This window comes from Fibrivirga algicola (assembly GCF_011742925.1).
Lineage (GTDB): Bacteria > Bacteroidota > Bacteroidia > Cytophagales > Spirosomataceae > Fibrella > Fibrella algicola.
In genome coordinates this window covers 361,358-385,021 of record NZ_WAEL01000002.1, presented here as the reverse complement: position 1 = coordinate 385,021, position 23,664 = coordinate 361,358, and the positions used below count along the sequence as shown (strand labels likewise).

At 49.7% G+C, this 23,664-nt stretch carries 28 protein-coding genes; 25 read left to right on the top strand and 3 right to left on the bottom strand.

The window, feature by feature from the left end:
* The first annotated feature begins 2 nt into the window (after positions 1-2).
* Together F7231_RS06865 and F7231_RS06860 are read left to right on the top strand one after the other, a co-directional pair.
* A complete protein-coding gene (locus tag F7231_RS06865) occupies positions 3-860 on the top strand; it encodes an SRPBCC family protein (protein ID WP_166691366.1) in 858 nt (285 codons plus the stop codon).
* A gap of 60 nt (positions 861-920) precedes the next feature.
* A complete protein-coding gene (locus F7231_RS06860) occupies positions 921-2,105 on the top strand; it encodes a zinc-dependent alcohol dehydrogenase (protein ID WP_085412237.1) in 1,185 nt (394 codons plus the stop codon).
* 62 nt (positions 2,106-2,167) lie between these two features.
* Here the strand turns inward: F7231_RS06860 and F7231_RS06855 are convergent, their stop codons facing one another.
* The 3 genes from F7231_RS06855 to F7231_RS06845 all read right to left on the bottom strand — a co-directional run bounded on the left by F7231_RS06855 (position 2,168) and on the right by F7231_RS06845 (position 10,482).
* Positions 2,168-4,453, bottom strand: coding sequence for a PAS domain-containing sensor histidine kinase (locus tag F7231_RS06855; RefSeq protein ID WP_085412238.1), 2,286 nt, complete (start codon positions 4,451-4,453; stop codon positions 2,168-2,170).
* Positions 4,454-4,576: 123 nt separating this feature from the next.
* Complete coding sequence (gene treY / locus F7231_RS06850) at positions 4,577-7,390, bottom strand: malto-oligosyltrehalose synthase (protein WP_166691365.1); 2,814 nt, start codon at positions 7,388-7,390, stop codon at positions 4,577-4,579.
* Between the two features lie 161 nt (positions 7,391-7,551).
* Positions 7,552-10,482 (bottom strand): putative LPS assembly protein LptD, encoded by a 2,931-nt coding sequence (locus F7231_RS06845; protein ID WP_229369692.1) that lies wholly within the window; start codon positions 10,480-10,482, stop codon positions 7,552-7,554.
* Between the two features lie 266 nt (positions 10,483-10,748).
* Here F7231_RS06845 and F7231_RS06840 point away from each other — a divergent pair, with 266 nt between their 5' ends.
* The 23 genes from F7231_RS06840 (at position 10,749) to secY (ending at position 23,657) form a co-directional block, all read left to right on the top strand.
* Positions 10,749-11,519, top strand: coding sequence for an N-acetylmuramoyl-L-alanine amidase family protein (locus F7231_RS06840; protein WP_374757374.1), 771 nt, complete (start codon positions 10,749-10,751; stop codon positions 11,517-11,519).
* A gap of 84 nt (positions 11,520-11,603) precedes the next feature.
* The gene (locus F7231_RS06835) at positions 11,604-12,605 is read left to right on the top strand and encodes an MlaD family protein (protein ID WP_166691362.1); all 1,002 of its coding nucleotides are present in this window, start codon (positions 11,604-11,606) and stop codon (positions 12,603-12,605) included.
* Between the two features lie 321 nt (positions 12,606-12,926).
* Positions 12,927-13,547 (top strand): 50S ribosomal protein L3, encoded by a 621-nt coding sequence (gene rplC / locus F7231_RS06830; protein ID WP_085412243.1) that lies wholly within the window; start codon positions 12,927-12,929, stop codon positions 13,545-13,547.
* Positions 13,548-13,553: 6 nt separating this feature from the next.
* Positions 13,554-14,183 (top strand): 50S ribosomal protein L4, encoded by a 630-nt coding sequence (gene rplD / locus F7231_RS06825; protein ID WP_085412244.1) that lies wholly within the window; start codon positions 13,554-13,556, stop codon positions 14,181-14,183.
* Between the two features lie 3 nt (positions 14,184-14,186).
* A complete protein-coding gene (gene rplW / locus F7231_RS06820; RefSeq protein WP_085412245.1) occupies positions 14,187-14,474 on the top strand; it encodes a 50S ribosomal protein L23 in 288 nt (95 codons plus the stop codon).
* Positions 14,475-14,509: 35 nt separating this feature from the next.
* Entirely contained in the window at positions 14,510-15,334 is an 825-nt protein-coding gene (gene rplB, locus F7231_RS06815; RefSeq protein ID WP_085412246.1) for a 50S ribosomal protein L2, read from the top strand.
* A gap of 7 nt (positions 15,335-15,341) precedes the next feature.
* Positions 15,342-15,620 carry a 30S ribosomal protein S19 gene (gene rpsS, locus F7231_RS06810; RefSeq protein WP_085412247.1) on the top strand — a complete coding sequence of 93 codons (279 nt, stop codon included), beginning with the start codon at positions 15,342-15,344 and terminating at the stop codon, positions 15,618-15,620.
* Between the two features lie 89 nt (positions 15,621-15,709).
* Positions 15,710-16,102 (top strand): 50S ribosomal protein L22, encoded by a 393-nt coding sequence (gene rplV / locus F7231_RS06805; protein WP_085412248.1) that lies wholly within the window; start codon positions 15,710-15,712, stop codon positions 16,100-16,102.
* 5 nt (positions 16,103-16,107) lie between these two features.
* Positions 16,108-16,995, top strand: coding sequence for a 30S ribosomal protein S3 (gene rpsC / locus F7231_RS06800; RefSeq protein ID WP_085412249.1), 888 nt, complete (start codon positions 16,108-16,110; stop codon positions 16,993-16,995).
* Positions 16,996-17,071: 76 nt separating this feature from the next.
* Entirely contained in the window at positions 17,072-17,500 is a 429-nt protein-coding gene (gene rplP, locus F7231_RS06795; RefSeq protein WP_085412250.1) for a 50S ribosomal protein L16, read from the top strand.
* A gap of 21 nt (positions 17,501-17,521) precedes the next feature.
* A complete protein-coding gene (gene rpmC, locus F7231_RS06790) occupies positions 17,522-17,716 on the top strand; it encodes a 50S ribosomal protein L29 (protein WP_085412251.1) in 195 nt (64 codons plus the stop codon).
* A gap of 20 nt (positions 17,717-17,736) precedes the next feature.
* Positions 17,737-18,054 (top strand): 30S ribosomal protein S17, encoded by a 318-nt coding sequence (rpsQ, locus tag F7231_RS06785; protein WP_085412252.1) that lies wholly within the window; start codon positions 17,737-17,739, stop codon positions 18,052-18,054.
* Between the two features lie 6 nt (positions 18,055-18,060).
* The gene (rplN, locus tag F7231_RS06780) at positions 18,061-18,429 is read left to right on the top strand and encodes a 50S ribosomal protein L14 (RefSeq protein WP_015334425.1); all 369 of its coding nucleotides are present in this window, start codon (positions 18,061-18,063) and stop codon (positions 18,427-18,429) included.
* Positions 18,430-18,443: 14 nt separating this feature from the next.
* On the top strand, positions 18,444-18,785 hold the full coding sequence (gene rplX, locus F7231_RS06775; RefSeq protein ID WP_085412253.1) for a 50S ribosomal protein L24: 342 nt from the start codon (positions 18,444-18,446) through the stop codon (positions 18,783-18,785).
* Positions 18,786-18,825: 40 nt separating this feature from the next.
* Complete coding sequence (gene rplE, locus F7231_RS06770; protein WP_085412254.1) at positions 18,826-19,383, top strand: 50S ribosomal protein L5; 558 nt, start codon at positions 18,826-18,828, stop codon at positions 19,381-19,383.
* 12 nt (positions 19,384-19,395) lie between these two features.
* On the top strand, positions 19,396-19,665 hold the full coding sequence (gene rpsN, locus F7231_RS06765; protein WP_085412255.1) for a 30S ribosomal protein S14: 270 nt from the start codon (positions 19,396-19,398) through the stop codon (positions 19,663-19,665).
* Positions 19,666-19,742: 77 nt separating this feature from the next.
* Positions 19,743-20,141 carry a 30S ribosomal protein S8 gene (gene rpsH / locus F7231_RS06760; protein WP_085412256.1) on the top strand — a complete coding sequence of 133 codons (399 nt, stop codon included), beginning with the start codon at positions 19,743-19,745 and terminating at the stop codon, positions 20,139-20,141.
* A gap of 15 nt (positions 20,142-20,156) precedes the next feature.
* On the top strand, positions 20,157-20,714 hold the full coding sequence (gene rplF / locus F7231_RS06755; protein ID WP_085412257.1) for a 50S ribosomal protein L6: 558 nt from the start codon (positions 20,157-20,159) through the stop codon (positions 20,712-20,714).
* Between the two features lie 30 nt (positions 20,715-20,744).
* Positions 20,745-21,098: a 50S ribosomal protein L18 gene (rplR, locus tag F7231_RS06750; protein ID WP_085412258.1), complete on the top strand. Its 354-nt coding sequence runs from the start codon at positions 20,745-20,747 to the stop codon at positions 21,096-21,098.
* 4 nt (positions 21,099-21,102) lie between these two features.
* Positions 21,103-21,618, top strand: a complete 516-nt coding sequence (gene rpsE / locus F7231_RS06745; protein ID WP_085412259.1) for a 30S ribosomal protein S5 — start codon at positions 21,103-21,105, stop codon at positions 21,616-21,618.
* Between the two features lie 12 nt (positions 21,619-21,630).
* Positions 21,631-21,813, top strand: a complete 183-nt coding sequence (gene rpmD / locus F7231_RS06740) for a 50S ribosomal protein L30 (protein ID WP_085412260.1) — start codon at positions 21,631-21,633, stop codon at positions 21,811-21,813.
* A gap of 28 nt (positions 21,814-21,841) precedes the next feature.
* Positions 21,842-22,318, top strand: coding sequence for a 50S ribosomal protein L15 (rplO, locus tag F7231_RS06735; RefSeq protein WP_166691361.1), 477 nt, complete (start codon positions 21,842-21,844; stop codon positions 22,316-22,318).
* Between the two features lie 25 nt (positions 22,319-22,343).
* Complete coding sequence (gene secY, locus F7231_RS06730; protein WP_085412262.1) at positions 22,344-23,657, top strand: preprotein translocase subunit SecY; 1,314 nt, start codon at positions 22,344-22,346, stop codon at positions 23,655-23,657.
* Positions 23,658-23,664: the final 7 nt, after the last annotated feature.

Here is a 23,664-nt window from a genome sequence, read left to right as displayed (position 1 = left end):
TCATGGCAGAAAAACAGTTTGCGATGGGCGACCTCAAAGGAATGTCGTCCATCCGACCCTACGCCACTGGGTCAAGTACGGTCAATGTTGGCCAGAACGAACGTATCATTTCGGCGGCTGCCGGTGCCCTACTGACTACCGTTGGTGCCCGTCGTGGTAGCTGGTTACTGGCTACAGTAGGTGGCTATCTGGCGTTTCGGGGCGTATCGGGCTACTGTCCAATCAGTCAGGCTACTGGTCGAAACACGGCTGAGGATAGCACAATTGAGCCACTAGAGATAAGCCGTAGTATCACCATAAACAAGCCCCGTAACGAGGTGTATCAGTACTGGCGGAAGCTAGAGAATCTGCCTTTGTTTATGAAGCATCTGCAATCTGTTACGCAGCTTGATGAACGCCGGTCGCATTGGGTAGCTCCTATTCCGGGCACCGAAAAGATGGAAAGCATCGGCAACATTGAGTGGGACGCTGAACTTGTTGAAGAAGTAGAGAATGAACGGCTTGTCTGGCGTTCAGTTGCTGACGCCACAGTTGATAACGCTGGTGAGGTGCGCTTTCAGGATGCACCGCCTAACCGGGGAACAGAGGTACACGTAACCATTCGCTATAATCCACCTGCAGGTCAATTGGGTACGTCAGTTGCGAAACTGTTTCAACCCGCCTTCCGGCAGATGGTAAAAGAGGATATCCGTCGTTTCAAGCGAATCATGGAAACAGGCATGATTCCGTCAAATGAGGGGCCGTCGGGTCGTGAGCCGGAGCGGATCAACCCTGCCCTGCGCCAACCAATCGATAGATCGTATATTGAGTCGACTGGCCCTAAAACAGACAAAGAAAACGCACTCAACGCGATCATCTAACGGGTAGTTCGGGTCAACCGGTTTATTGGTCAACCCGAACGGCATAACCTCTTTCTTCTCATGAAAGCACTAACGTTTCAAGGTCGCTATGATCTGCGCTCAATGCGTGTTCCCGACCCATTTATTGTTGATCCGCAGGACGCCATCCTGCGTGTGATTGGTTCTGCTACCTGTGGGTCAGACCTCCATTTGCTCAATGGATACATTCCAACCATGATGGCGGGTGATATCATCGGTCATGAGTTTATGGGTGAAGTAGTTGAGATTGGTCCCGGTGTGAAGAATCTTCGCCGTGGTGATCGGGTTGTAGTAGCTGCCAGCATTGGCTGTGGTGACTGCGCCTATTGCCAGAACGAATCGTGGTCACTTTGCGATAATTCGAACCCAAACGCCTACATGGTTGAACCCATGTTTGGCGATGCGCCAGCCGCTTTGTACGGGTATTCGCATTCGTTTGGTGGTTATGCAGGTGGACATGCGGAGTATGTGCGCGTACCCTTTGCCGACAAAGGCTGTTTTGTTGTGCCAGAAAGCATTCGTAACGATCAGGCCATTGCCTGCGCTGATGCCTTTCCTACCGGTTATATGGCTGCTTCGATGGCTGACATCAAGCCAGGAGACATTGTAGCTGTGTGGGGTGCAGGCGGTGTTGGTCAGATGGCCATGCAAAGTGCCTGGCTCATGGGCGCAGGCAGGGTGATATGTATCGATCGCGAACCAGCTCGTTTGGCACTGGCAGCAAAGCATTGTAAAGCTGAGATTCTTGATTTTTCGAAAGTCGACGTATTACAGGCTCTCAAGGAGATGACCGCTGGACGGGGAGTCGATTGCTGTATTGATGCGGTAGGGACCGAAGCTGTCGACGATAGTTTCCAATATTACATGGACAAGGCGAAGCAGTATGTCAGGATTGAAAGTGACCGGCCATTGGTATTGCGCCAAATGATTATTGCGGCGAAGAAGGGAGGTAATCTGTCAATTGTCGGCGTATATGGTGGTTTTGTAGATAGCATTCCGATGGGTGCAGCTATGAACAAAGGACTAACCTGGAAGATGGGTCAGTTGCATGCCCAGAAGTATATACCTACGTTATTTCAGCATATTGAAAAAGGTGATGTAGACCCGTCTTATCTGTTTACACACACGTTCACGCTTGACCAGGGTATGACTGCATACGATACATTTAATCGGCGGGCTGACGGCATCATGAAAGCTGTACTGTTGCCTTCAGGTACGTTTGCCTAAAGCGCGAGTGTTGGCTTATGGCTTCGCTGTCAGATAGCGGAGCCATAAGCCACTTACTAGGGTTAGGCAGGTAGATAGACGGTGAAGGTTGAACCTGAACCCACGCGGCCACGGGCGTCAATGGTACCCTGATGCTGCTCGACCACCTTTTTCACGATGGCAAGGCCTATTCCTGTTCCCGGATACGTGTTACGGTTATGTAGGCGTTGGAAAGCGCCGAAAATCCGGTCTTTATAACGATCGTCGAAACCAATGCCGTTATCGATGATCCGTATAGCCCAATAAGTATCTACTTGTGTTGTGGGCAATGGCGAAGTTACTTGCTTACTACTAACCATTTCGGCAGTAACATAAACGTAGGGCAGTGCGTTAGGGCGCGAGAATTTTAACGCATTACTCAATAAGTTTTGCATTAACTGCCTTAGAGTTAACGCATTGCCTTTTATGGTTGGAAGTGGCGCAACGTCGATAACGGCTTTCTGTTCGTTTATTCGTGTCTCCAGATCGGTGAGCACTTCGCTGACAAGCAGGCTCATGTCAACTGGTTTAGAAACGTCAGGCTGGCTCGACAGCCGTGAATAAGCTAGTAAGTCGCGTATCAGGATTGCCATCCGGTCGGCGGCACTTTGCATGCGCTGAATTAAGTCCTGGCCAGATTCACCTAGTTGGGGACCATATTGGGAAGCCAACAGATTACCGAATGACTGGACTTTACGGAGAGGCTCCTGCAAATCGTGGCTGGCTACACCGGCGAATTGTTCCAGACTCTGATTCGATTCCAGCAGTTGCTGCTGTATCTTTTGGGCATCTGTTACATTACTGAATGTAACAACCACCTGCTCGGTACCCTGCCGAACTGCCGATACTTCAAACCAGGCTTCCAGCCCATTCTGATCCTGATAATATTGGGTAGTCTGTTCAGGCTTTCCGCTGGTAACCACCCGTTGGTAAAGTGCCAAAAAACCGGCTTCCACATTTCCGGGAAACGTGGTAAGCAGCCGGGTGCCGATAATCTCGGCCGGGGTACGTCCCGTCATACCGGTAGTGGCGCCATTAGCCGCTTCCATCAAAAAATCAACAGGGTCACCGCTATCATTGCGAATAGCGCTCATGGCAATAATGCCATTGAGTGAAGATTCAAAAATGGCTGTCAGCTGATCGGTTTGGCGGGCTAAATCAAGTTGGGCTTGTTTGCGGTCCGATACATCAAGGAGGGTCAAAATCAGCCCGTCACTTTCTTTCACAGCCGCAATGTCGAACCAGGCGTTCATACCATCTTCCCGAAATTCCTGCTCGAACTGAGCTTTCACCCCTTTTTCTACAACCTGCACATAACGTTCGAAGAGACCATTTTTACGTTTGCTGGGAAATATAGTCAGCATACGTTGCCCAATAAGCTGATCTGCCGACTGTTGCATAATTTGACAGGCCGGTCTATTGGCAGAGGTAACTTCGAAGTCAATAATCAGGCCTGCTTCATTACGCACAGATCTGTAAGAGAGTACAGCTGATTGTACACCATCGAGAACACTATGGAGGACATTCGCACTCTGCTGCAACTTTTTCTCAGCCTCTTTTTGCTCGGTTATATCATTGTAAGTAACCAGCAGGCCATTCTCAATTTTTTGAATTGACAAATCGACCCACTTTTGCGGAATAGGATAAAAGTTGGTGGTTCTGATTGGCAGCCCTGTTCGGTAAACGTCTAGGTAGTTATCGAACATCCCCTGTTCTCGGGTAGATGGAAATAAATTCTTGACCGTATTTCCCACCATTTGTTCGCGGGTCAGGCCTCCAACAAGTTGCAAGGCTCCATCGTTGACCAGTGTCACCCGGAAGTCGATAACATCTCCAGACTCGTTTTCTATGGCTTCCAGCGCCGTGATGGCACTTAAAAACGTGTTGATTACCCCGCCAAGAAGTTTGTTCTGATGAATGAGGGCTGCTTCAGCTTGTTTCCGGTCGGTTATATCTCGCAGAATAAGGAAAAATCCATCATTACCTAGACGGCGTGCCTGAAATTCTAACCAGCAATCTGCTCGTTTAAAATAAGATTCGTAGACGAAAGGCTTATTATCCTGTACGAGCGCCATGTACTGCTGCTCGTAAGTTCGTGCATGAGGGAAACGCTGGAAGAGACTTTGCTCTACAAACTCTTGGTCGCTATAACCTAAGAGATGTTGAGCCTGAACGTTGTAATAGACTGTTTTATAATCGGTTACAACATTCAACTCATCTCGTATTGGTTGATAAGCGATGATACCATTGGGTGAACCATCGAGGATTCCCAATAATAATGTAAGTGCTTCAGGTATAGAGGAATCCGAAATCATGTTTTCGTTGAACATATAGTTGGTAAAGCCAACTGATATGGTGTGCGAAAATACAGAAATGGATGATGTTACCTACAAAATTACCCTAAAGCGGTACATTTTTAACGGAAAGGTTGGCTACTAAGGTAATGGGAAGTTCTACCGTGTACAATACAACAATCCAATAGGTAACTGACTCTTGATCAGATCATTAACTAGCCAGGAGTTGCCAGATGTATCACTCAGATGGTCGTTCCATGTCCATCCTTCTGGAGCCTGTACCTGAGTATTTTGCCAGTCGATAGTTGCCGGATCAATCTGCCCGGTTTCGCGACACAAGCGGGCCAAATGAAGTGGTACGATGACCACATAGCTAGTTTCACCTAGTTGCCGGGCAAAGGCGAGTATGTGGTTACGGTAAGTACCCGTAACCTCAAGCGGTACATAATCGGCCGTAGCCCAGAAATCGGGCTGGGTACGTCGGCAGGTCAGCAACTTATGCGTAAGCCACAGTTTGGCTTGTCCGCTCAACCGGTTCTCCCAATTTGCTTGGGTCAGCGTACTGGGGGTATCTTCAGTTCTGCCAAAGCCTGTCAATAGCTGCTGACGATGAGCGTAGTCTACCGGACGGCGATTATCTGGGTCTACCAGGCTCAGGTCGTGCAACTCACAGCCCTGATACACATCAGGGACACCGGGCGTGGTAAATTTCAACAACACCTGGGCCAGTGAATTGATAACTGCGAAGTCAGCAATGCTGGTTAGAAACGCTTCAAAGTCGGGCCAGAAAGCACCATTTTTATCCAGCAGCTGGTCGATAAATGTGTGAGTAGCCTCCATATACACTTTATTCGGGGCTGTCCAACTGGTATGTCGTTTTGCCTCCTGGAGTGACTTCGTTACATAGTCGTGCAGTCGTTCGGTGAAATTATCGTCTGGTTGTCCGACAAATGGATGAGCTCCTACCAGGGTCTGCAGAATAAAGTAGGCGTCATTGGTGTCGGGCATGTTGGCAGGCCGCAGCCGGGCTGTCTGATCCAGCCATCGCTGGGCCGTAATTGTCCAGTCGTAGCCAAGTGCAGTCAGCACATTTAGTCGACTCCGCACATCTTCACCTCGTTTTGTGTCGTGGGTGGATGTACCATTCATCGCAAGAGGCCAGTTTGCCTGCCTTTCCTGCATGGCCTGATGAAACGCCGTTACGTTCATCCCGAAGGACTCTGGTGAATCACCGACCTCGTTATGACCAATAAACCGGAAGTACGTGTAGAGCAGGGTGTCTTCAACGCCCTTTGCCATCAATGGTCCTGTGAACTGCATACACCGCTGGTAGAAACGCAGTGCCCGGGCGTTGTAATCGGCGTTACCTTGCTGAGGTCTGACCAGCCAGATTGTCTCGAGCAGATCGGCAGGAGCGCGAAGTTCAACAGCCCGGTTGCGAATGCCGTCTAGGATATGCCGTAGCGCATCGGCTTCTTCGCGGCCAAGCGGGAACTGGTTACCATAATAGCGATAAACCGGGCATTGAACCAAAAATTCGGCAATGGTCAGCAGGAGCATCGTTTCGTTCACCGCCGACAATTCTTCGGCAGTAGCCAGCTGCTGATTGCGGAATAGCTTGTAAAGGTTGGCCAATTCCCCGCCCATGTCGTGATACAGAATGTAGGCCTTGCGGCTTAGAATCTGGTCATGAATTGGCGCGGCGTTACCCACCAACCCCTCATAAAACGTGGTAAAGGCCTCTCTCCCTGCCTCGTCTGTCAACACGTTATTGACCAGTGCCAGGTAGTCGTATCCGCTGCTTCCCTGAATAGGCCAGTCAGCAGGCATGGCCTCGCCGGGTTCCAAAATTTTCTCGACGACAATATAGGGATCATCACCCATGGTTTCCCGAAGGCGCTCCAGATACCCCGTGGGGTCGAAAAGACCATCGATATGGTCTACGCGAAGGCCCTGAAAGATACCGTCTTCTACTAATTTATGAATAAGCTTATGAACATGATCAAATACCTCGGGGCGCTCGATTGTCAAGCAGATGAGCCCATTGACAGTGAAAAACCGCCGAAAATTAATGCGTCGACGTGTTTCCTCGCCATCGCACAAACGGTAATGTTGATCTTCACACAGAGAATGAATATCCTCGGCCGATTGGTTGAACCAAGCCAGGCGCGTGTCAACATAATGCCGTACGGCATCATCGTCATCCATTAGGGCCGCGAGTTCCAGGCGGGCTTCATCCCAGCGGATGGCTGCGTCCTTGCTGCTTATAGGCTTTTCAACGGCAGGCTGCTGTCGGGTAGCAACACCGTCATTGGTGATACCAATAACCGGATTTGTTGGTTCGGGAACATAAAGCCCATCGACCTCTGACAACCACTGCATCAGCGCCGTAGGTACGTTGTTCGTAAATAGGTCAGCGTTTTGCTGTTCTTCCGACACTAGGGCTCGGGCGTAAGTATGGGGAGCAAGCGGGAAATGGCTATCGTAGTATTGAAGCACTAGCCGCTGATGCATATAAGCCACCCTTAATTCGCCGTTCTTAATGATGTCGACTAGTTTTTGGCCTAAAAATGGCGCCATCAACGTTCCATCGAACAGTTCGTTGTTGCGCGGTATATCAAAGTAATGTGCGTAAAGCGATTGGTGTCCTTTCTCGAGAATATCGCTGATCCAGGGGTTAGCCGGGTGAAAGGCAAGGTGATTAGGAACGATGTCCTGAATCCACCCCATATTTCGCTGTCGCAATTCCTGACTCAAAGCGTGCAACTGGTCAAGCGTACCTATTTCGGGATTGATCCGCTGCGGGTCGATGCCATCATAACCATGTGTACTACCGGGCGTAGCAGCGAGGGTAGGAGAGGCGTAAATTGTAGTGACGCCTAACTGCTGAAGGTAATCGAGTTGCCGTTCTAGGTCAGCAAAAGTGAAGTTTTCGTGTAACTGAACACGATACGTGGTAACCGGATTGTACATGACGTTGAGTGTAGATGGACCTGCTTACAGACCATAACTTAAACGGCAAGACTACCGGTAAATGTTTTAGATGGTTAGCCTGCATGCTACGCAGGCGTACCGGGTTCAACGACAAATGGCAAGCTGAGTTAGTCTCTAGACAAATACGAAGTAGGTTATTCTCAACGGTAGCCACCGCCAAAACCACCATTATCGAAGAACGAACGGCGCCGGCTTAGCTTCAACTCCTGGAGAATAGACGATTTGGCACGCAGATCAAACGAGTAGTTACCGGCGCGGCTGGCACTACCGGCGTAGGGTGTCCAGTTGAAGGCCATTTCCCAGCAGTGAAGGTCGCGGTTTATACCGATGGTTGTCAATGATGGCGCGTGGTACTGGAAATCGTAGCCGGTCTGGTAGGTGAATTTCCACTTTGGCGTCAGGCTAAAATCACCGGTCAGGTTCAACGTTTGGATAATGGCGCTTTCATTGGGTGTAAGACGGGTGTAGCCAAACGAATAACTCACGTTGACCGTCCACGGAATGCTGAAATCGACGTAGAGATCGGGGTTCTGATTGATCGCCTTCAGCGTGGCATCCGAGGCATTGGGCGACTTCTTGGGTGCATCCGCTTTTTTGGGTGCAAACCGTGTACTCACAAATGCCTGAAGGCTGGTCAACCGACCCAGGCCCTGTCCTGCAAATACCGAATACCGATTATAGCGGGGATACGTTACTGTAGATTCATTACCGATGATGGCGGCTGTACCCGGGTAGTAACCGGTAGAAGCATCCAAGTAGGGATTATAGTATGAGTTATAGTATTTCCTGTAGGCATACGGGTCCATTGTCCCCGACAGGTTGAAGTTGACGTTCTTGAAGATCTGCGTGTTGGCGCTGATGTTGATTGGCGAGAGTTTGTATTCGGGCGCCAGCAGGTTATAGCTACCGTTGATGCTGATATTATCGAAGAGCGGGATCTTTTTGAACTCGGCCCCCGACGTGTCGTCTCGCGAGCGTACTTTCATCTCCAGTTGGTTTACGATACCAAACGAAACGATGGCATTTTGTCCCGGCGCGCTGCTGCCGTAAGTACCCCCCAGCCCCCGATAGCGAGATAGTGTACGGCGGTATTCAGGAAGGTTTGACAGCTTTTCGCCGACAGCGGGTAATGTGGTGAAGAAACCGAACGACGAACCTGAGAAGTCGGGCGTGTAGCTGATCGATACGGAAGGAGCCACTGTATGGCGGATAGCCTCCAGCCGTTTTCCTCTAAAGAAGTATGTACCGTATACCCGCGTGTTCATACTGGCATTGGTCGCAAACGAATACGTTGGGAAGAATCCCCGGGCCGTATCGATCCGAACGCCGTCTTTAACAGGGTCATAGGTATAGGTCAACTGCCGACTGTAGATATCGCCCTGGAGCGAAAAACCCGGCGTGAAGTTGATGTACCGGGCAATCTTGAAGTTAGGCAGCGATACCGGAATGCTGTACCGCATAGTCACGTTCCGGTTATCCAAAATGCGGCTTAGGTTATCGAAATTGAATGCAATCAAGTTTGGATCTGACACGGTTTGCCCCAACCGGATCAGTTCGGCCCTAGCCAGGCTGTCGCGTACGATTTGTTCACGGCTCTGTAACGTAACACCGGCCGGGGGGAGCACTGTAAAACCAAGACCGCTGGTATCGAACTGGGTACGTATCGTATTGTTGATCTGTGCCTGGGCATCGAACTGGAATCCCACCCGGAAACTTTCGTACCATTTGCCCGTACCACCTTTCAGTGCAAACGGGGCAATCTGATTTACCGATAAGTTGAAGTCGGCACCCACATCGGTTTTGCCATTCTCACGAACGCCTGTTTGCCGGTTCACCTGCCCAAACTGCTGGTTTACCCGGATGTTGGTCCCCGACCGAACATACTTACCAAAGGTGCGGCTATACTGAATCGACGAGCCGGCCACATTTGAGGTTACGGCCGAGGTCTGGAACGAGTTGAATTGATTGTAACTATTGCTGGTCACGTTTACGTTTGCCGAAAACGACCCCCGCCGCCCAATGTTCTGGGGTGCGTGCGACCAGTTGATGGCGAAATCGGTGCGGGGTGGATTGAGCAGTTCCTCCGCTTCGGTAAGCGCCCCCGATGTGTTGTAGTTATAGCGAAGCTGGAAGCTGCCCGCATACCGGTACCGTTTATTATAGGCTCCCGACGTACCTAGCCCCCAACTGCCACGCGAGTAAATCTGGCCTGTAAACTGAAGACCCAGGTTCTCGTTGACCGCCCAATAGTAGCCGCCATCGCGCAGATAGAACCCGCGTCCGTTTGGCTCTTCGCCATACTGAGGCATAAGGATACCGGAAACACCAATGTCTTTTTTCTTTGGAAACGGAAAAAAACCGAACGGTAAGCCAAGCGGGAGCGGAATCTGATTGATCACCAGATTAAACGGACCCGATACAACCTGTTTATTGTGGACTACCTTTAGCTTTGGCGCGTTGATATGAAAGTGCGGAGTGGCCAGATTACAAGTCGTGTAAATTGACCCCCGGATGTACAGGTTGTCTTCCGCATCTTTCTTGACAATCTTGCCCCGAATGTTGCCTTCGCCCTGCTGAGTGACAATTCCCTGCACCAGTGCTTTTTTGGTCTTAAAATTGTAGCGAATCTCTTTAGTATTGTACTCTTCGCTGCGATCCTTGAATATCGGTGAGCCGACGGTCTTCTTCGATGTAGAATCGTACCGGCCACGGGCATATACCTCGTTGGTCTCCTGATTGAGCTTGATGTAATCTGCCTTGAGTGATATGTCGCCGTAAACAACTTCTGCATCGCCCCATAATTCCACGATTTGACCATTTACCTGGCTCGAATCTTTTGACGAGTAGCGCACAGTGGTGGTGAACTGGTCAGCGGGGGCTTTGGTGGTGTCGCCTGCTACACGCAGCCGGGTAGTGTCACCAGCAGAAATGCCGGTTACTCTTGTGCCTTGTGTACGTGCAGGTGCGGTAGCCGACGTACCTGTGGGGCGTGTGTTGGCTGGAGCAGATGGTGGAACGGGCAGTGGGCTTAACGGATTAGTGGGACGTTCCTGCGCATGCAGAACGCCCATAACGGCTGTTAGGAGCCACAATAGCACAGTATAGTTCGTTACCCGTAAAATAATATAGCTGATTTTCGGTTCTATCAAAAATTACATTTGCCACTGTCCGTAGTCTTAACAGTGCACACAAAGTTACCTACGAACAATCACCCGATACTGCCTTGAATCGCATTTCGCTGTTAATTTTTATTAAACCCCTTACTGTCACCAAGTCGGCTATGCTTGTTAAGATTATCCTACTTTGTGTAGTGCTGATTCCGCTGGGGGCTGGAACAATGCTGCCTAAACCAGCCTGGCAAGATAGTACCAATCAGCAGCCCCGGCCAGCAGGGCGGGCAAATTTGATTCGTACGGTTGTGCTCGATGCTGGCCATGGTGGTAAAGACCCAGGCACGCACGGGCGGTATGCTAAGGAAAAAACTACCAATCTAAAATTGGTAATGGCGTTGGGTGCCAAAATAAAAGAAGAGATGCCGAGCATACGGGTCGTTTACACCCGCACCACGGATCGCTTCATTGAACTGGCCGAGCGATCAGCCATTGCTAATCGCAATCGCGCCGATCTGTTTATTTCCATTCACTGTAACGCCAATCCGCATTCGAAGGCCGTTCATGGTACTGAGACCTATACTATGGGCTTGCACAAGACCGAGGGAAACCTCGACGTAGCTAAGCGGGAGAATGCGGTTATTCTAAACGAAGCCAATTATCAGGAAACGTACAAAGGGTTTAACCCCAATTCGCCATTGGCCTACATTATGCTGGCAAATTACCAGCACGCCTTCATGGGAAGTAGCATCAGTTTCGCCGAAAAAGTTGAGCGTAACTTCCGTCGCGAGGCTGATCGCGCCAGCCGGGGCGTGAAGCAGGCAGGCTTTCTGGTACTCTGGCGGACAACCATGCCCAGTGTTCTGATTGAGGCTGGTTACCTGACCAATGCTAGTGAAGAAGACTTCCTGGCATCGGAGGAAGGGCAGGATCGAATTGCTGGTGCAATCTACAAGGCGTTCGAGCAATATAAGCACGACATGGAGGGAGTGAATTGACGAGTATAACTGAACCATGCCCCCCCGTTTGCCGGTTATACGTCGAAGCGCATTCGATGCGCACCGGATTCTATTTCACTATACATGAAACTCTCACAGGAAGCGAAAGTGGGTCTACTGGCCCTGGTTACGCTCACCATGTTCTTTTTCGGATTTAATTTCCTGAAAGGAAGCAACATCTTTAAAAAGAATAAGCAATTCACGGTTGTCTATACAAATGTCGATGGACTTACTTCTTCCAATCCGGTATTGCTGAATGGGTTAACGGTTGGCCGGGTTGCTAAAATTGACTTATTGCCCGAGCAGGGGAATAAGCTATTGGTTACGCTCGACATGAACAAAGACGTAGTTGTTCGGCAGGGATCGAAGGCGCTGCTGGCCGATGGCGGACTGTTAGGTGGCAAGGTGATTCGCTTAGAATTGAATAAGGCAGGCAGTGTCATGGAAGAAGGCGAATTAATAGCGGCAAACGAACAGGGCATATCGGCGCTTATCAAAGAAAAAACGCTACCTGTTTTGAGCAATGTAGATTCGCTAACTCGTCGGCTCAATTATGTAGTAGCTTCGTTTGACCAGACAGCGGCGGTATTAAACCAGACATTGCGGGGAGCAGGTACAGTTACAGGTACGCTGAATGACGCCCTTAACGAAAACCGGGCTGGGCTACGATTCGCATTGGCCAACGTAAATCAGTTATCGCGCTCACTGGACAAAACGACTCAGGAGCTAAGTCCTATCCTGACCAAAGCCTCAACATTCACGGATTCATTAAATGCCCTGCAGTTGCGTCAAACATTGAGTAGCGCTAATAAGTCGATCGACAATCTGCAAAAGCTGCTTGGCAACATCGAGAAAGGGCAGGGGTCACTCGGTAAACTGACAACGGATGATTCCTTGTACGTAAACGTTAGCCGTACGGCTGGCGGTCTGGAAAAACTCCTGACCGACTTCCGCCAAAATCCGAAAAAGTACATTAATGTATCTTTCTCTGTTTTTGGCAAAAAAGATAAGCCTGTAACAGGGAAACCGGGCTCGGTGACGACCACTACTGTGACTACGATGGTGGTGGATACGACACGAAAGTAATTTTGCGCATCAACTTTGATTGTCAATTGTTTTCTGCTACTTTTGCACTCCCAATCGCGACGGTTTTAGTATCAGACATAGAAGCGGGTGAAGGTCCGAAAGGAAACCACATCTGATTTAGTTAGCGGCAGAGGCGTTCCACTAGGTACGTTGTTTTGCCCTGAGGAGGTCAGGTGTTCTACGCCTGACCTTTTTTCGTGCTGAAAAACAAGCTGTTGCAATCACGGGCTATTTCCCGTACTTTTGCGGTCCGTTTCGGCGGCGACACGGCGTTCCGTGATAGTTTAATCATTCTTTCACCTGCTTTTTAACAAACAGAAAATGTCTGGATTAATTGGTAAAAAGATCGGGATGACCAGTGTGTACAATGCGGACGGGCAGGCTCTGGCATGTACAGTAATCGAAACTGGTCCCTGTGTTGTGACCCAAGTCCGTACCAAGGACAAGGATGGCTACGAAGCTATTCAGCTGGGTTACGGCGAAAAAAGAGAAAAGAACACCAACAAGCCGATGTTGGGCCACTTCAAAGCGGCCAACACCACGCCTAAGCGGAAGCTGGTTGAATTCAAAGAATTCGAGCAGTCGTTCAACTTGGGTGATACGTTGCAAATTGGCGATGTGTTCGGTGAGGGAGATTTCGTTGACGTAGTCGGTACGGCTAAAGGTCGCGGTTTCCAGGGTGTAGTAAAACGCCACGGCTTCGGCGGTGTTGGTGGACAAACACACGGACAGCACAACCGGGGTCGTCACCCAGGTTCGATCGGTGCCTGTTCATTCCCATCACGGGTGTTTAAAGGTCTGCGCATGGCAGGTCGTATGGGTGGTAACCGGGTTACGGTTCAAAACCTGAAAGTGTTACGTGTGTTGCCTGAGCAAAATCTGCTGGTTGTCAGCGGTTCAGTTCCAGGTGCCAAGAACTCATTCGTCATAATCGAGAAGTAAGCCGTCATGGAAGTTATCGTATATAACAGCAAAGGCGAAGACACAGGCAAGAAAGCCGAATTGTCTGACGCCATCTTCGGCATCGAACCGAACACGCACGCGATCTACTTGGACGTTAAGCAGCACCTGGCTAACAAACGGCAGGGTACGCACAAAACGAAAGAGCGTGCAGAGAGTGCTCACTCGACTCGTAAGATCAAGAAGCAAAAAGGAACGGGCGGTGCTCGTGCCGGTAGCCTTAAGTCACCTGTATTTGTGGGTGGTGGTACCATCTTCGGTCCTCGTCAGCGCGATTATTCGTTCAAACTGAACAAGAAAGTAAAAGCACTGGCCCGTCGGTCGGCTCTGGCTGCCAAAGCCCAGGCCAGCAATGTATCAGTATTGGAAAGCTTCACCTTCGATGCCCCACGCACGAAAGATTATGTAGCTTTCCTGAATGCGCTGCAACTGACTGGTAAAAAGACCCTGTTGATTCTGCCAGACGTAGACGTCAACGTGGTTAAGTCGAGCCGTAACATTCAGAAAAGCCGTGTGATCACTGCCTCTCAGGTAAACACATACGATCTGATGAACGCCGACCAACTGCTAATCAGCACGGAGGCCCTGGAGAAACTGCAAACCATCTTAGCGAACTAAATCATGGACGTGCTGAAAAGACCGATCGTAACCGAGAAGATGGCTGTGCTGAACAAGCTAGGTCAATATGCCTTCGCGGTAGATCCAAAAGCAAATAAAATTGAGATAGCCAAAGCCGTTGAGCAGATGTATGGTGTGAACGTGACAAGCGTAAACACAATGCGGAAACTTGGCAAGAAGCGCTCAAAAAACATTAACGGACGGGTTGTTACAGGTCGTACTCCCCTCGTTAAGAAAGCCATCGTGACCGTCGCTGAAGGCGAAGTGATCGACATTTACGGAGATTTATAGCCTGACCCCATAGGCTGACAAACCGAACCATTATCATGGGCGTAAGAAAACTAAGACCAGTAACTCCCGGCACTCGCTTTCGCGTGGCTCCTGATTTTAAGGAGCTTACTACGAGTAAGCCCGAAAAAAGCCTGTTAGAACCTCTGAAAAAATCAGGTGGACGTAACGACACAGGCCGCCGGACGATGCGCTACATTGGCGGAGGCCACAAGCGTATGTATCGGATTATCGACTTCAAACGCGATAAATTTGATATGCCTGCTACCGTTGTTTCGGTAGAGTATGATCCAAACCGTTCAGCCCGTATCTCACTGGTACAGTATGAAGACGGCGAGAAACGCTACATCATTTCTCCACAGGGGATTCAGGTGGGCCAGATCATCCAATCGGGCGAAGGCGTAACACCCGACGTGGGTAACGCATTGCCACTGGCAAAAATGCCAATCGGTACAATTGTTCACAACATTGAACTGCAGCCGGGTCGCGGCGGCTCAATGGCGCGTTCGGCTGGTACGTATGCACAGTTAGTTGCTCGTGAAGAGCGCTATGCTGTACTGCGTCTGCCTTCTGGCGAAACCCGCCGCGTGCTGAACGTATGTTTAGCTACAGTTGGGACGGTATCAAATGCCGACCACATGAACGTAACGATGGGTAAAGCCGGTCGTGTGCGTTGGTTGGGTCGTCGTCCACGGGTACGTGGTGTTGCCATGAACCCAGTCGATCACCCAATGGGTGGTGGCGAGGGCCGTGCGTCAGGTGGTCACCCACGTTCACGCAATGGCCAGTTCGCAAAAGGTCAGAAGACCCGTAGCAAGAAGAACGCATCGAATAAGTTGATCATCAGCCGTCGTAAAAAGTAAGCAGTAAATGGCACGTTCCCTAAAGAAAGGCCCCTATATCGACTACCGCCTTGATAAGAAGGTGGAAGCGCTGAATGATACGGGCAAAAAATCGGTGGTTAAGACCTGGTCTCGCCGGTCTATGATTTCTCCTGATTTTGTAGGTCACACCTTTGCTGTTCACAACGGCAACAAGTTCATTCCAGTCTACGTGACGGAGAACATGGTGGGTCACAAATTAGGTGAATTCTCTCCTACTCGCAATTTCCGTGGTCACACGGCGAAGAAAGACAAAGGCAAACGGTAAAATCAGTTTACAGTTTTCAGTTTGTAGTTTACAGTTCGCTGGTAATCCAAACAGAAAACAGTAAACGGTAAACTGAAAACTTCTCAAAAATGGAAGCAATAGCTAAGCTTAAAAATGTACCCACCTCACCTCGCAAAATGCGGTTGATCGTCGATTTGATTCGTGGTCAGCGTGTAAGCCGGGCGTTGGGTATCCTGCGGTTTCAACCGCAAGCCGCTGCCGTTACACTGCAAAAAGTCCTTCTTTCAGCAGTAGCCAACTGGCAAGTTAAATACGAAGGTGAGCGCATCGAAGACGCTGACCTGTACATCAAAACGATTTTCGTTGATGGTGGCACGATGTTGAAGCGTCTGCGCCCGGCCCCACAAGGCCGTGGTCACCGGATCCGCAAACGGTCGAACCACATTACGCTGGTGATTGATAGCGCGGCTCCCGCCTTGCCGACAATCGAAACGGCACCCGAAACATCTGAAAACGCGTAACTCGAATGGGACAGAAAATTAATCCAGTAGGTTTCCGACTCGGCATCGTAAAAGGATGGGATTCGAGTTGGTACGGCGGCAAGGAGTTTTCAGACAAACTTGTTGAAGACCAGAAAATCCGTAAATACATCTCGGCTCGTATTCCTAAAGGAGCGATTGCCCGGGTTGTTATCGAGCGGACACTGAAGCGTATCACCCTTACGATTCATACGGCACGTCCAGGTATCGTAATTGGTAAAGGCGGCGGTGAAGTTGATAAGATCAAAGAAGAGCTGAAAAAGATCACGGGCAAAGATGTTCAGATCAATATCTTCGAGATCAAACGTCCTGAAATCGACGCTAAACTGATTGGTGAAGCGATTGCCCAGCAACTGGAAGCACGGATTTCATTCCGTCGTGCCATGAAGCAGGCCATCAACTCGGCTATCCGTGTCGGTGCTCAAGGGATCAAAGTAAAAGTATCAGGCCGTTTAGGTGGTGCTGAAATTGCCCGTTCAGAGCAATACAAAGAAGGTCGTGTGCCCCTACACACCATGCGTGCCGACATCGATTATGCCTTGTCTGAAGCTCAGACAGTATATGGTAAGATCGGTATTAAAGTATGGGTCTTCAAAGGTGAGCTGTACGGTAAGCGTGATCTATCGCCTGCCGCACTGATGTCACAGGCTTCAGCTGGCGATCGTGCCGGTGGAAGCAATGACCGTGGCGACCGTCGTGGTCGTGACCGGGGCGATGAGCGTGGCGGTGATCGTGGTGGCCGTGGTCGTAATGACCGTGGTGGCAACAGCAATGATCGCGGAGGCAACAACCGTGGCGGAGCAGCTGGCGGCAACAATCGTGGTGGTGGCGGCGCAGGTCGTCCCGGCGGTGGTGGCGGCGGCGGTCGTCGATAGACATCAGCGAAACGTGGGGGACACAGCGATAACGTACCTGACTTAACCCACGATTCCTTAACTCACTATAACAGCAATGTTACAGCCAAGAAGAACCAAGTTTCGCAAAATGCACAAAGGTCGTATCAAAGGACTCGCCACACGCGGGTACGAGATCGCCTTCGGAACATTCGGCATTAAATCACTCGAACCAGGTCGTATTACGGCTCGGCAAATCGAAGCAGCTCGTATCTCAGTAACACGGGCAATGAAACGGGAAGGGCAAGTCTGGATTCGTATTTTCCCTGACAAACCCATTACCAAGAAGCCAGCCGAAGTACGGATGGGTAAAGGTAAAGGTGCCCCTGAGTATTGGGTGGCCGTTGTGAAGCCAGGAACGATCATGTTCGAGGCAACCGGCGTTCCGCTTGCTACTGCTCAGGAAGCGCTGCGGTTAGCCGCTCAGAAACTTCCTGTACGGACAAAATTCATCGTTCGTCGGGACTATCAGGAACAAGAGGCATAAGCCACAGGAGATCAGAAAGCCATGAAAAAGCAAGAAATCAAAGCCCTGTCGGTCGACCAGCTCCACGAGCAGATCAGTGCCGAAAAATCGCAATTGCAGAAGCTAACCTTCGCCCATGCGGTATCTCCCATCGAGAACCCTATGCGTATCCGGGAAAGCCGCAAGCTAATTGCCCGGTTATACACGGAGTTGACCCAGAAGGAAAATCAGGCATAACCCGTTAGCTACGTATCGCAATGGAATCACAACAAGAGCAAACTCAGCCTGCAGCAGCAACAACACCAGCCGCCGCAGCACCAGTTGAGCGGAGTGCCCGGAAAGAGCGGATCGGAAAGGTTACCAGCAATAAAATGCAGAAAACCATCACCGTTGCCGTTGACCGGAAAGAGAAGCACACCAAGTATGGTAAATTTATGACCAGCACGACTAAGTTCACGGCACATGACGAGAACAATGAGTGCGGTATCGGCGACACGGTTCGGATCATGGAGACCCGTCCGTTGAGCAAGAACAAGCGTTGGCGTTTAGTTGAAATCATCGAGAAAGCGAAGTAAGCAGCCATGGTACAGCAGGAATCAAGATTAGGTGTTGCAGATAACAGCGGTGCGAAAGAAGTACTGGTTATCCGCGTACTAGGCGGTACAGGTAAGCGCTATGCTTCATTAGGTGATAAGATCGTCGTTACGGTCAAAGCCGCCATCCCGTCAAGCAATATGAAGAAAGGCACGGTGTCGAAAGCCGTTGTCGTTCGGACTAAGAAAGAGGTACGTCGTAAAGACGGTTCGTACATTCGCTTCGAAGACAACGCAGCTGTGTTATTGAACAACAACGATGAGCCGCGTGGTACGCGCATCTTCGGGCCGGTTGCCCGTGAACTGCGCGAGAAGCAATTCATGAAAATCGTTTCGCTAGCCCCCGAGGTTATCTAAACTAAGGCATCAGGATGGAAAAGAAGAAAACAGTCGTTCCGCACAAGTTCCACATCAAAACTGGCGATACCGTATTGGTTATCTCTGGAAATAGCAAAGGACAACGGGGCGTCATTAAAGAAGTGATCCGGGAAAAAGACCGGGCAAAGGTGGAAGGCGTGGCAATGATCACGAAACACATCAAGCCAACGGCTCAGAATCCACAGGGTGAACTGCGTAAAGAAGAAGGTACGATCCACATCAGTAATCTGATGCTCGTTGATCCTGCCACAGGTGAGCCGACCCGGACGGGCCGCCGCCTGAACGACAAAGGGAAGTTGCAGCGTTTTTCTAAAAAGACGAACAACCTGCTCTAATCGGCTGATGTGTTCTAAAACACACTAAACGGACAAAGAAATGGCAAGCACGCCACGATTGAAAGATAAGTATGTAAACGAAGTGGCTGAACAACTCAAGCAGAAGTTTGAGTATAAGTCAGCCATGCAGGTGCCACGCCTGACCAAAATCGTTATCAACAAAGGCATTGGTGCCGCTGTTGCCGACAAGAAACTGGTCGATGTAGGCGTTGACGAATTGACAACAATTACTGGTCAGAAGGCTGTACCGACGTTGTCAAAGAAGGCCGTATCTAACTTCAAACTGCGGGAGAATATGCCCATCGGTGCGAAAGTTACATTGCGTGGTGACAAAATGTATGAATTCCTAGACCGTCTGACTACGGTGGCTCTGCCCCGCGTTCGTGACTTCAAAGGAATCAGCGACAAAGGCTTTGATGGTCGGGGGAACTATACCTTCGGCGTTAAAGAACAGATCATTTTCCCAGAGATCAGCATCGATAAGGTGTCACGCATCTCAGGAATGGACATCACCTTTGTGACAACGGCAGACACCGATGCGGAAAGCATCGAATTGCTGCGGGCTTTGGGTATGCCTTTTGCCAGCAACAAAAAATAAGTAAAACCAACCATGGCTAAAGAATCACTCAAAGCAAGAGAGCGCAAGCGGCAGGGTTTAGTCGCTAAATATGCGACAAAACGGGCTGCGCTTAAAGCGGCTGGCGACTACGTTGGCTTAGACAAACTGCCACGGAATGCCTCACCGGTTCGTCTACACAACCGTTGCAAATTGACAGGCCGTCCTCGTGGCTACATGCGCAAATTTGGTATTTCGCGTGTAACCTTCCGCGAGATGGCAAGCGCCGGTAAGATTCCGGGTGTAACGAAGTCAAGCTGGTAAGGTTTTATTTCTCAAACAGTTTCCGTACTTTTGCAAGCCTTTTTCAGATACAGGCAAGCAAGTAACTCCTTGCAGAAATGAATACAGATCCGATAGCAGATTTTTTGACCCGTGTCAGAAACGCCATCCGTGCAAAGCACCGGGTAGTGGAAATCCCTGCATCAAATATTAAAAAAGAAATCACGAAAGTGCTTTTTGAGAAAGGTTTCATTCAGAACTACAAGTTCGATGAGACTGGTCCTCAGGGCACAATCAAGATTGCCTTGAAATACAACCCGACTACAAAACAGTCAGCTATTGTTGATTTGCAGCGGGTTAGCCGTCCGGGTCTTCGTCAATATACAGGTGCTGCTACGCTGCCCCGTATTCTGAATGGACTGGGTGTCGCCATTGTGTCGACGTCAAAAGGCGTCATGACGGACAAAGAAGCCCGGACGCTTAACATAGGCGGCGAGGTGTTGTGTTACGTTTATTAATACCAAAGAAACACTATGTCACGCGTAGGGAATAAACAAATTGAACTGCCTGCAGCCGTTACCGTCTCCGTAGATGCTGAGAATGTAGTAACGGTGAAAGGCCCTAAAGGGAGCCTGTCACAGGCTATCGACCGTGATATTTCGGTATCATTGGAAGATGGCGTTGTAAAGGTAACGCGCCCAACTGAGCAAAAGCGGCACAAGGCCCTTCACGGTCTTTACCGTGCGCTGGTGAATAATATGGTCGTGGGTGTCAGCACTGGCTTCAAAATTGACCTAGAAATTATCGGTGTAGGTTACAAAGCCTCAGTTGCCAATAACATTCTGGAGTTGAACCTGGGCTATTCGCACAACATCTTCCTTGCGATTCCAGCTGAAATTAAAGCAACGGCAATTACCGAGAAAGGCCAGAACCCAAAGGTTATCCTGGAAGGAACTGATAAGCAGTTGATCGGCGATGTAGCTGCCAAGATTCGCTCACTCCGTAAGGTTGAGCCATACAAAGGAAAAGGTATCCGCTTCGTTGGTGAAGTGGTTCGCCGGAAAGCTGGTAAATCAGCTAGTAAGAAGTAATAAGCGCCCATTTGGTCGGTATCAAATACAATGGCAGCAACGAAACAATCAAGACGGCAACGGATCAAGTTTGGCATCCGGTCGAAAGTATCCGGTTCGCCTTCGCGTCCCCGTTTATCAGTATTTCGCTCTAATAAGGCGATCTACGCACAAATCATTGACGACGAAGCAGGAAAGACACTTGTGTCTGCTTCTTCAATGGAATTGAAGACCGAAGTGAGCGGTTTCACAGTTGAAACAGCGAAGAAGGTCGGTCAGCGGTTAGCCGAAAAGGCCGCCGCCCAGAATGTACAGTCGGTGGTTTTTGACCGGAACGGCTATTTGTATCACGGCAAGGTGAAAGCCCTGGCTGACGGTGCCCGTGAGGGTGGCCTCAATTTCTAAGAGAATGGTATCTAACGTAAAACCGTCAAAAGTAAACGAGGCTGACCTGAAAGAGCGCGTAGTAGCGATCAACCGGGTAGCCAAAGTAGTAAAAGGTGGTCGTCGCTTCAGTTTTGCGGCCATCGTAGTTGTTGGTGATGGCAACGGCGTAGTAGGCTATGGTTTAGGTAAGGCAAATGAAGTAACAGATGCTATTACCAAAGGTGTTGAAGATGCGAAGAAAAACCTGTTCCAGGTTCCTTTGTTGAAGCGCACTGTTCCACACGAAATGGAGGGTCGTTTCGGCGGCGGTTTCGTATTGGTAAAGCCAGCTGCCCCAGGTACAGGCGTTATCGCCGGTGGTGCCATGCGCGCCGTGCTTGAAAGCGCAGGTATCCATGACGTACTGGCAAAGTCAAAAGGTTCATCTAACCCGCACAACGTGGTAAAAGCTACGATTGATGCGCTGATCAAGATGCGTCTGCCCCACCAGGTTGCCTTCCAGCGTCAGGTGTCACTGAAGAAAGTATTCAACGGTTAATCGAGACGAAACATGGCACAGGTACGTATTACACAGGTGCGCAGCACCATTAAGCGTCCGAAAACACAGAAGCTGGCTATCCAGTCACTGGGTTTAGGCAAGATCAACCGAAGCATTGTGTTGGAGTACAATCCCTCAACTGCTGGTGTCATCCGTAAGGTTGAACACTTGATCACTATTGAACATTTGGCTTAAGCCAACCTATTTTAAATTCAAACTGACAATGAATCTAAGTCACATTAAGCCGGCAAAAGGGTCAGTTAAGCAGCGCAAGCGAGTCGGTCGCGGTCAAGGTTCCGGAATGGGCGGAACATCGACCCGTGGCCACAAAGGTGCTCAATCACGCTCTGGCTACAGCCGTAAGCTTAACTTTGAAGGTGGTCAAATGCCCCTTCAGCGTCGCTTACCTAAATTTGGTTTTACTAACCCAACTCGGGTTGAGTACAAACCTATCAACCTGGATACATTACAGGAACTGGCAACTGCTGCCAATGTAACGACCATTGATTTCGCTGTTTTGCGTGAGCATGGTTTAGCTGGCAAGAATGATCTTATCAAGGTATTGAGCCGTGGTGAGGTAACGTCAGCCCTGGAAGTGTCAGCCCACGGTTTCTCATCATCAGCTAAAGAGGCTATTGAGAAAGCAGGTGGCAAAGTAACCGTCATCGAGCGGATTGCTAAGAAAGAGTCTGCGATTTAACCACCGGTAGCCGCGTACGACTTGTATGAACCGTTTCATAGAGACTATTAAGAATATCTTTTCAATTGAGGAGTTGAGGACACGTATCCTCAACACTCTTTTGTTTATAACGGTCTTCCGGCTGGGTACGCACATCGTGCTCCCCGGTGTCGATCCGGCCCGTTTGAACCTGCGCCCTCAAGGGTTGTTAGGCCTGTTGGATACGTTCTTGGGTGGTGCTTTTAGTAAGGCATCCATCTTTGCGCTAGGCATCATGCCCTACATCTCGGCGTCGATCGCCATTCAGCTGTTAACGCTGGCCCTACCTTACTTCCAGAAAATGCAGAAGGAAGGTGAGTCAGGTCGTAAAAAGCTGAATCAGATCACACGGGTACTAACAATTTTTGTTACCGCTATTCAAGCGATTACGTACATCCGTACAACAATTCCCGCCGATGCACTTTTCATTGATCGGACCTTGTTTACGGTAGCGGCAGTATTTATTCTGACGGCCGGCACCATCTTTTGCATGTGGCTGGGCGAACGGATTACCGATAAAGGAATTGGAAACGGAATTTCGATGATCATCATGATCGGTATTGTTTCCCGGCTCCCAGGTGCTATCTACGGTGAGGCTCTATCACGGGGTACGTCGCAGATCTTCATCTTCTTTATCGAAATGGTTGGTCTGTACTTCGTAATCATGGGTGCAGTACTTCTTACACAGGCAGTGCGTCGAATCCCGATTCAGTACGCTAAGCAAGTTGTTGGAAACAAAGTAGTAGGTGGTCAGCGGCAGTACCTGCCATTGAAGCTGAATGCAGCCGGTGTTATGCCGATTATTTTCGCGCAGGCACTGATGTTTGTTCCTGGTTTCGCATTTGGTCTGGGTGCTGAGAAGAGTGAGACAATGGCATCACTGTACAATACGTTCCAGGACTATACTTCTTGGCAGTATAACTTGTTGTTTGCGTTCCTGATTATTGTCTTCACGTTTTTCTACACGGCTATCTCTGTTAACCCTGTGCAGATTTCTGATGACATGAAGCGCAGTGGTGGTTTCATCCCAGGGGTTAAACCTGGTTTATCAACATCTGAGTACATCGGAACTGTCCTTGACCACATCACTTTACCCGGTGCGGTTATGCTGGCAATCGTTGCTATTCTGCCTTCACTAGCTAGTCAGTTAGGCATGACATCGAGCTTCGCCTCTTTCTTTGGTGGCACGTCTCTTTTGATCATGGTTGGTGTAGTGCTGGATACGTTGCAACAGATTGAAAGCTATCTGTTGATGCGCCGGTACGAAGGATTGATGAAGTCAGGTCGTGTGAAAGGCCGTACAGAGGGCGTTCCTGCCTAATAAAAAG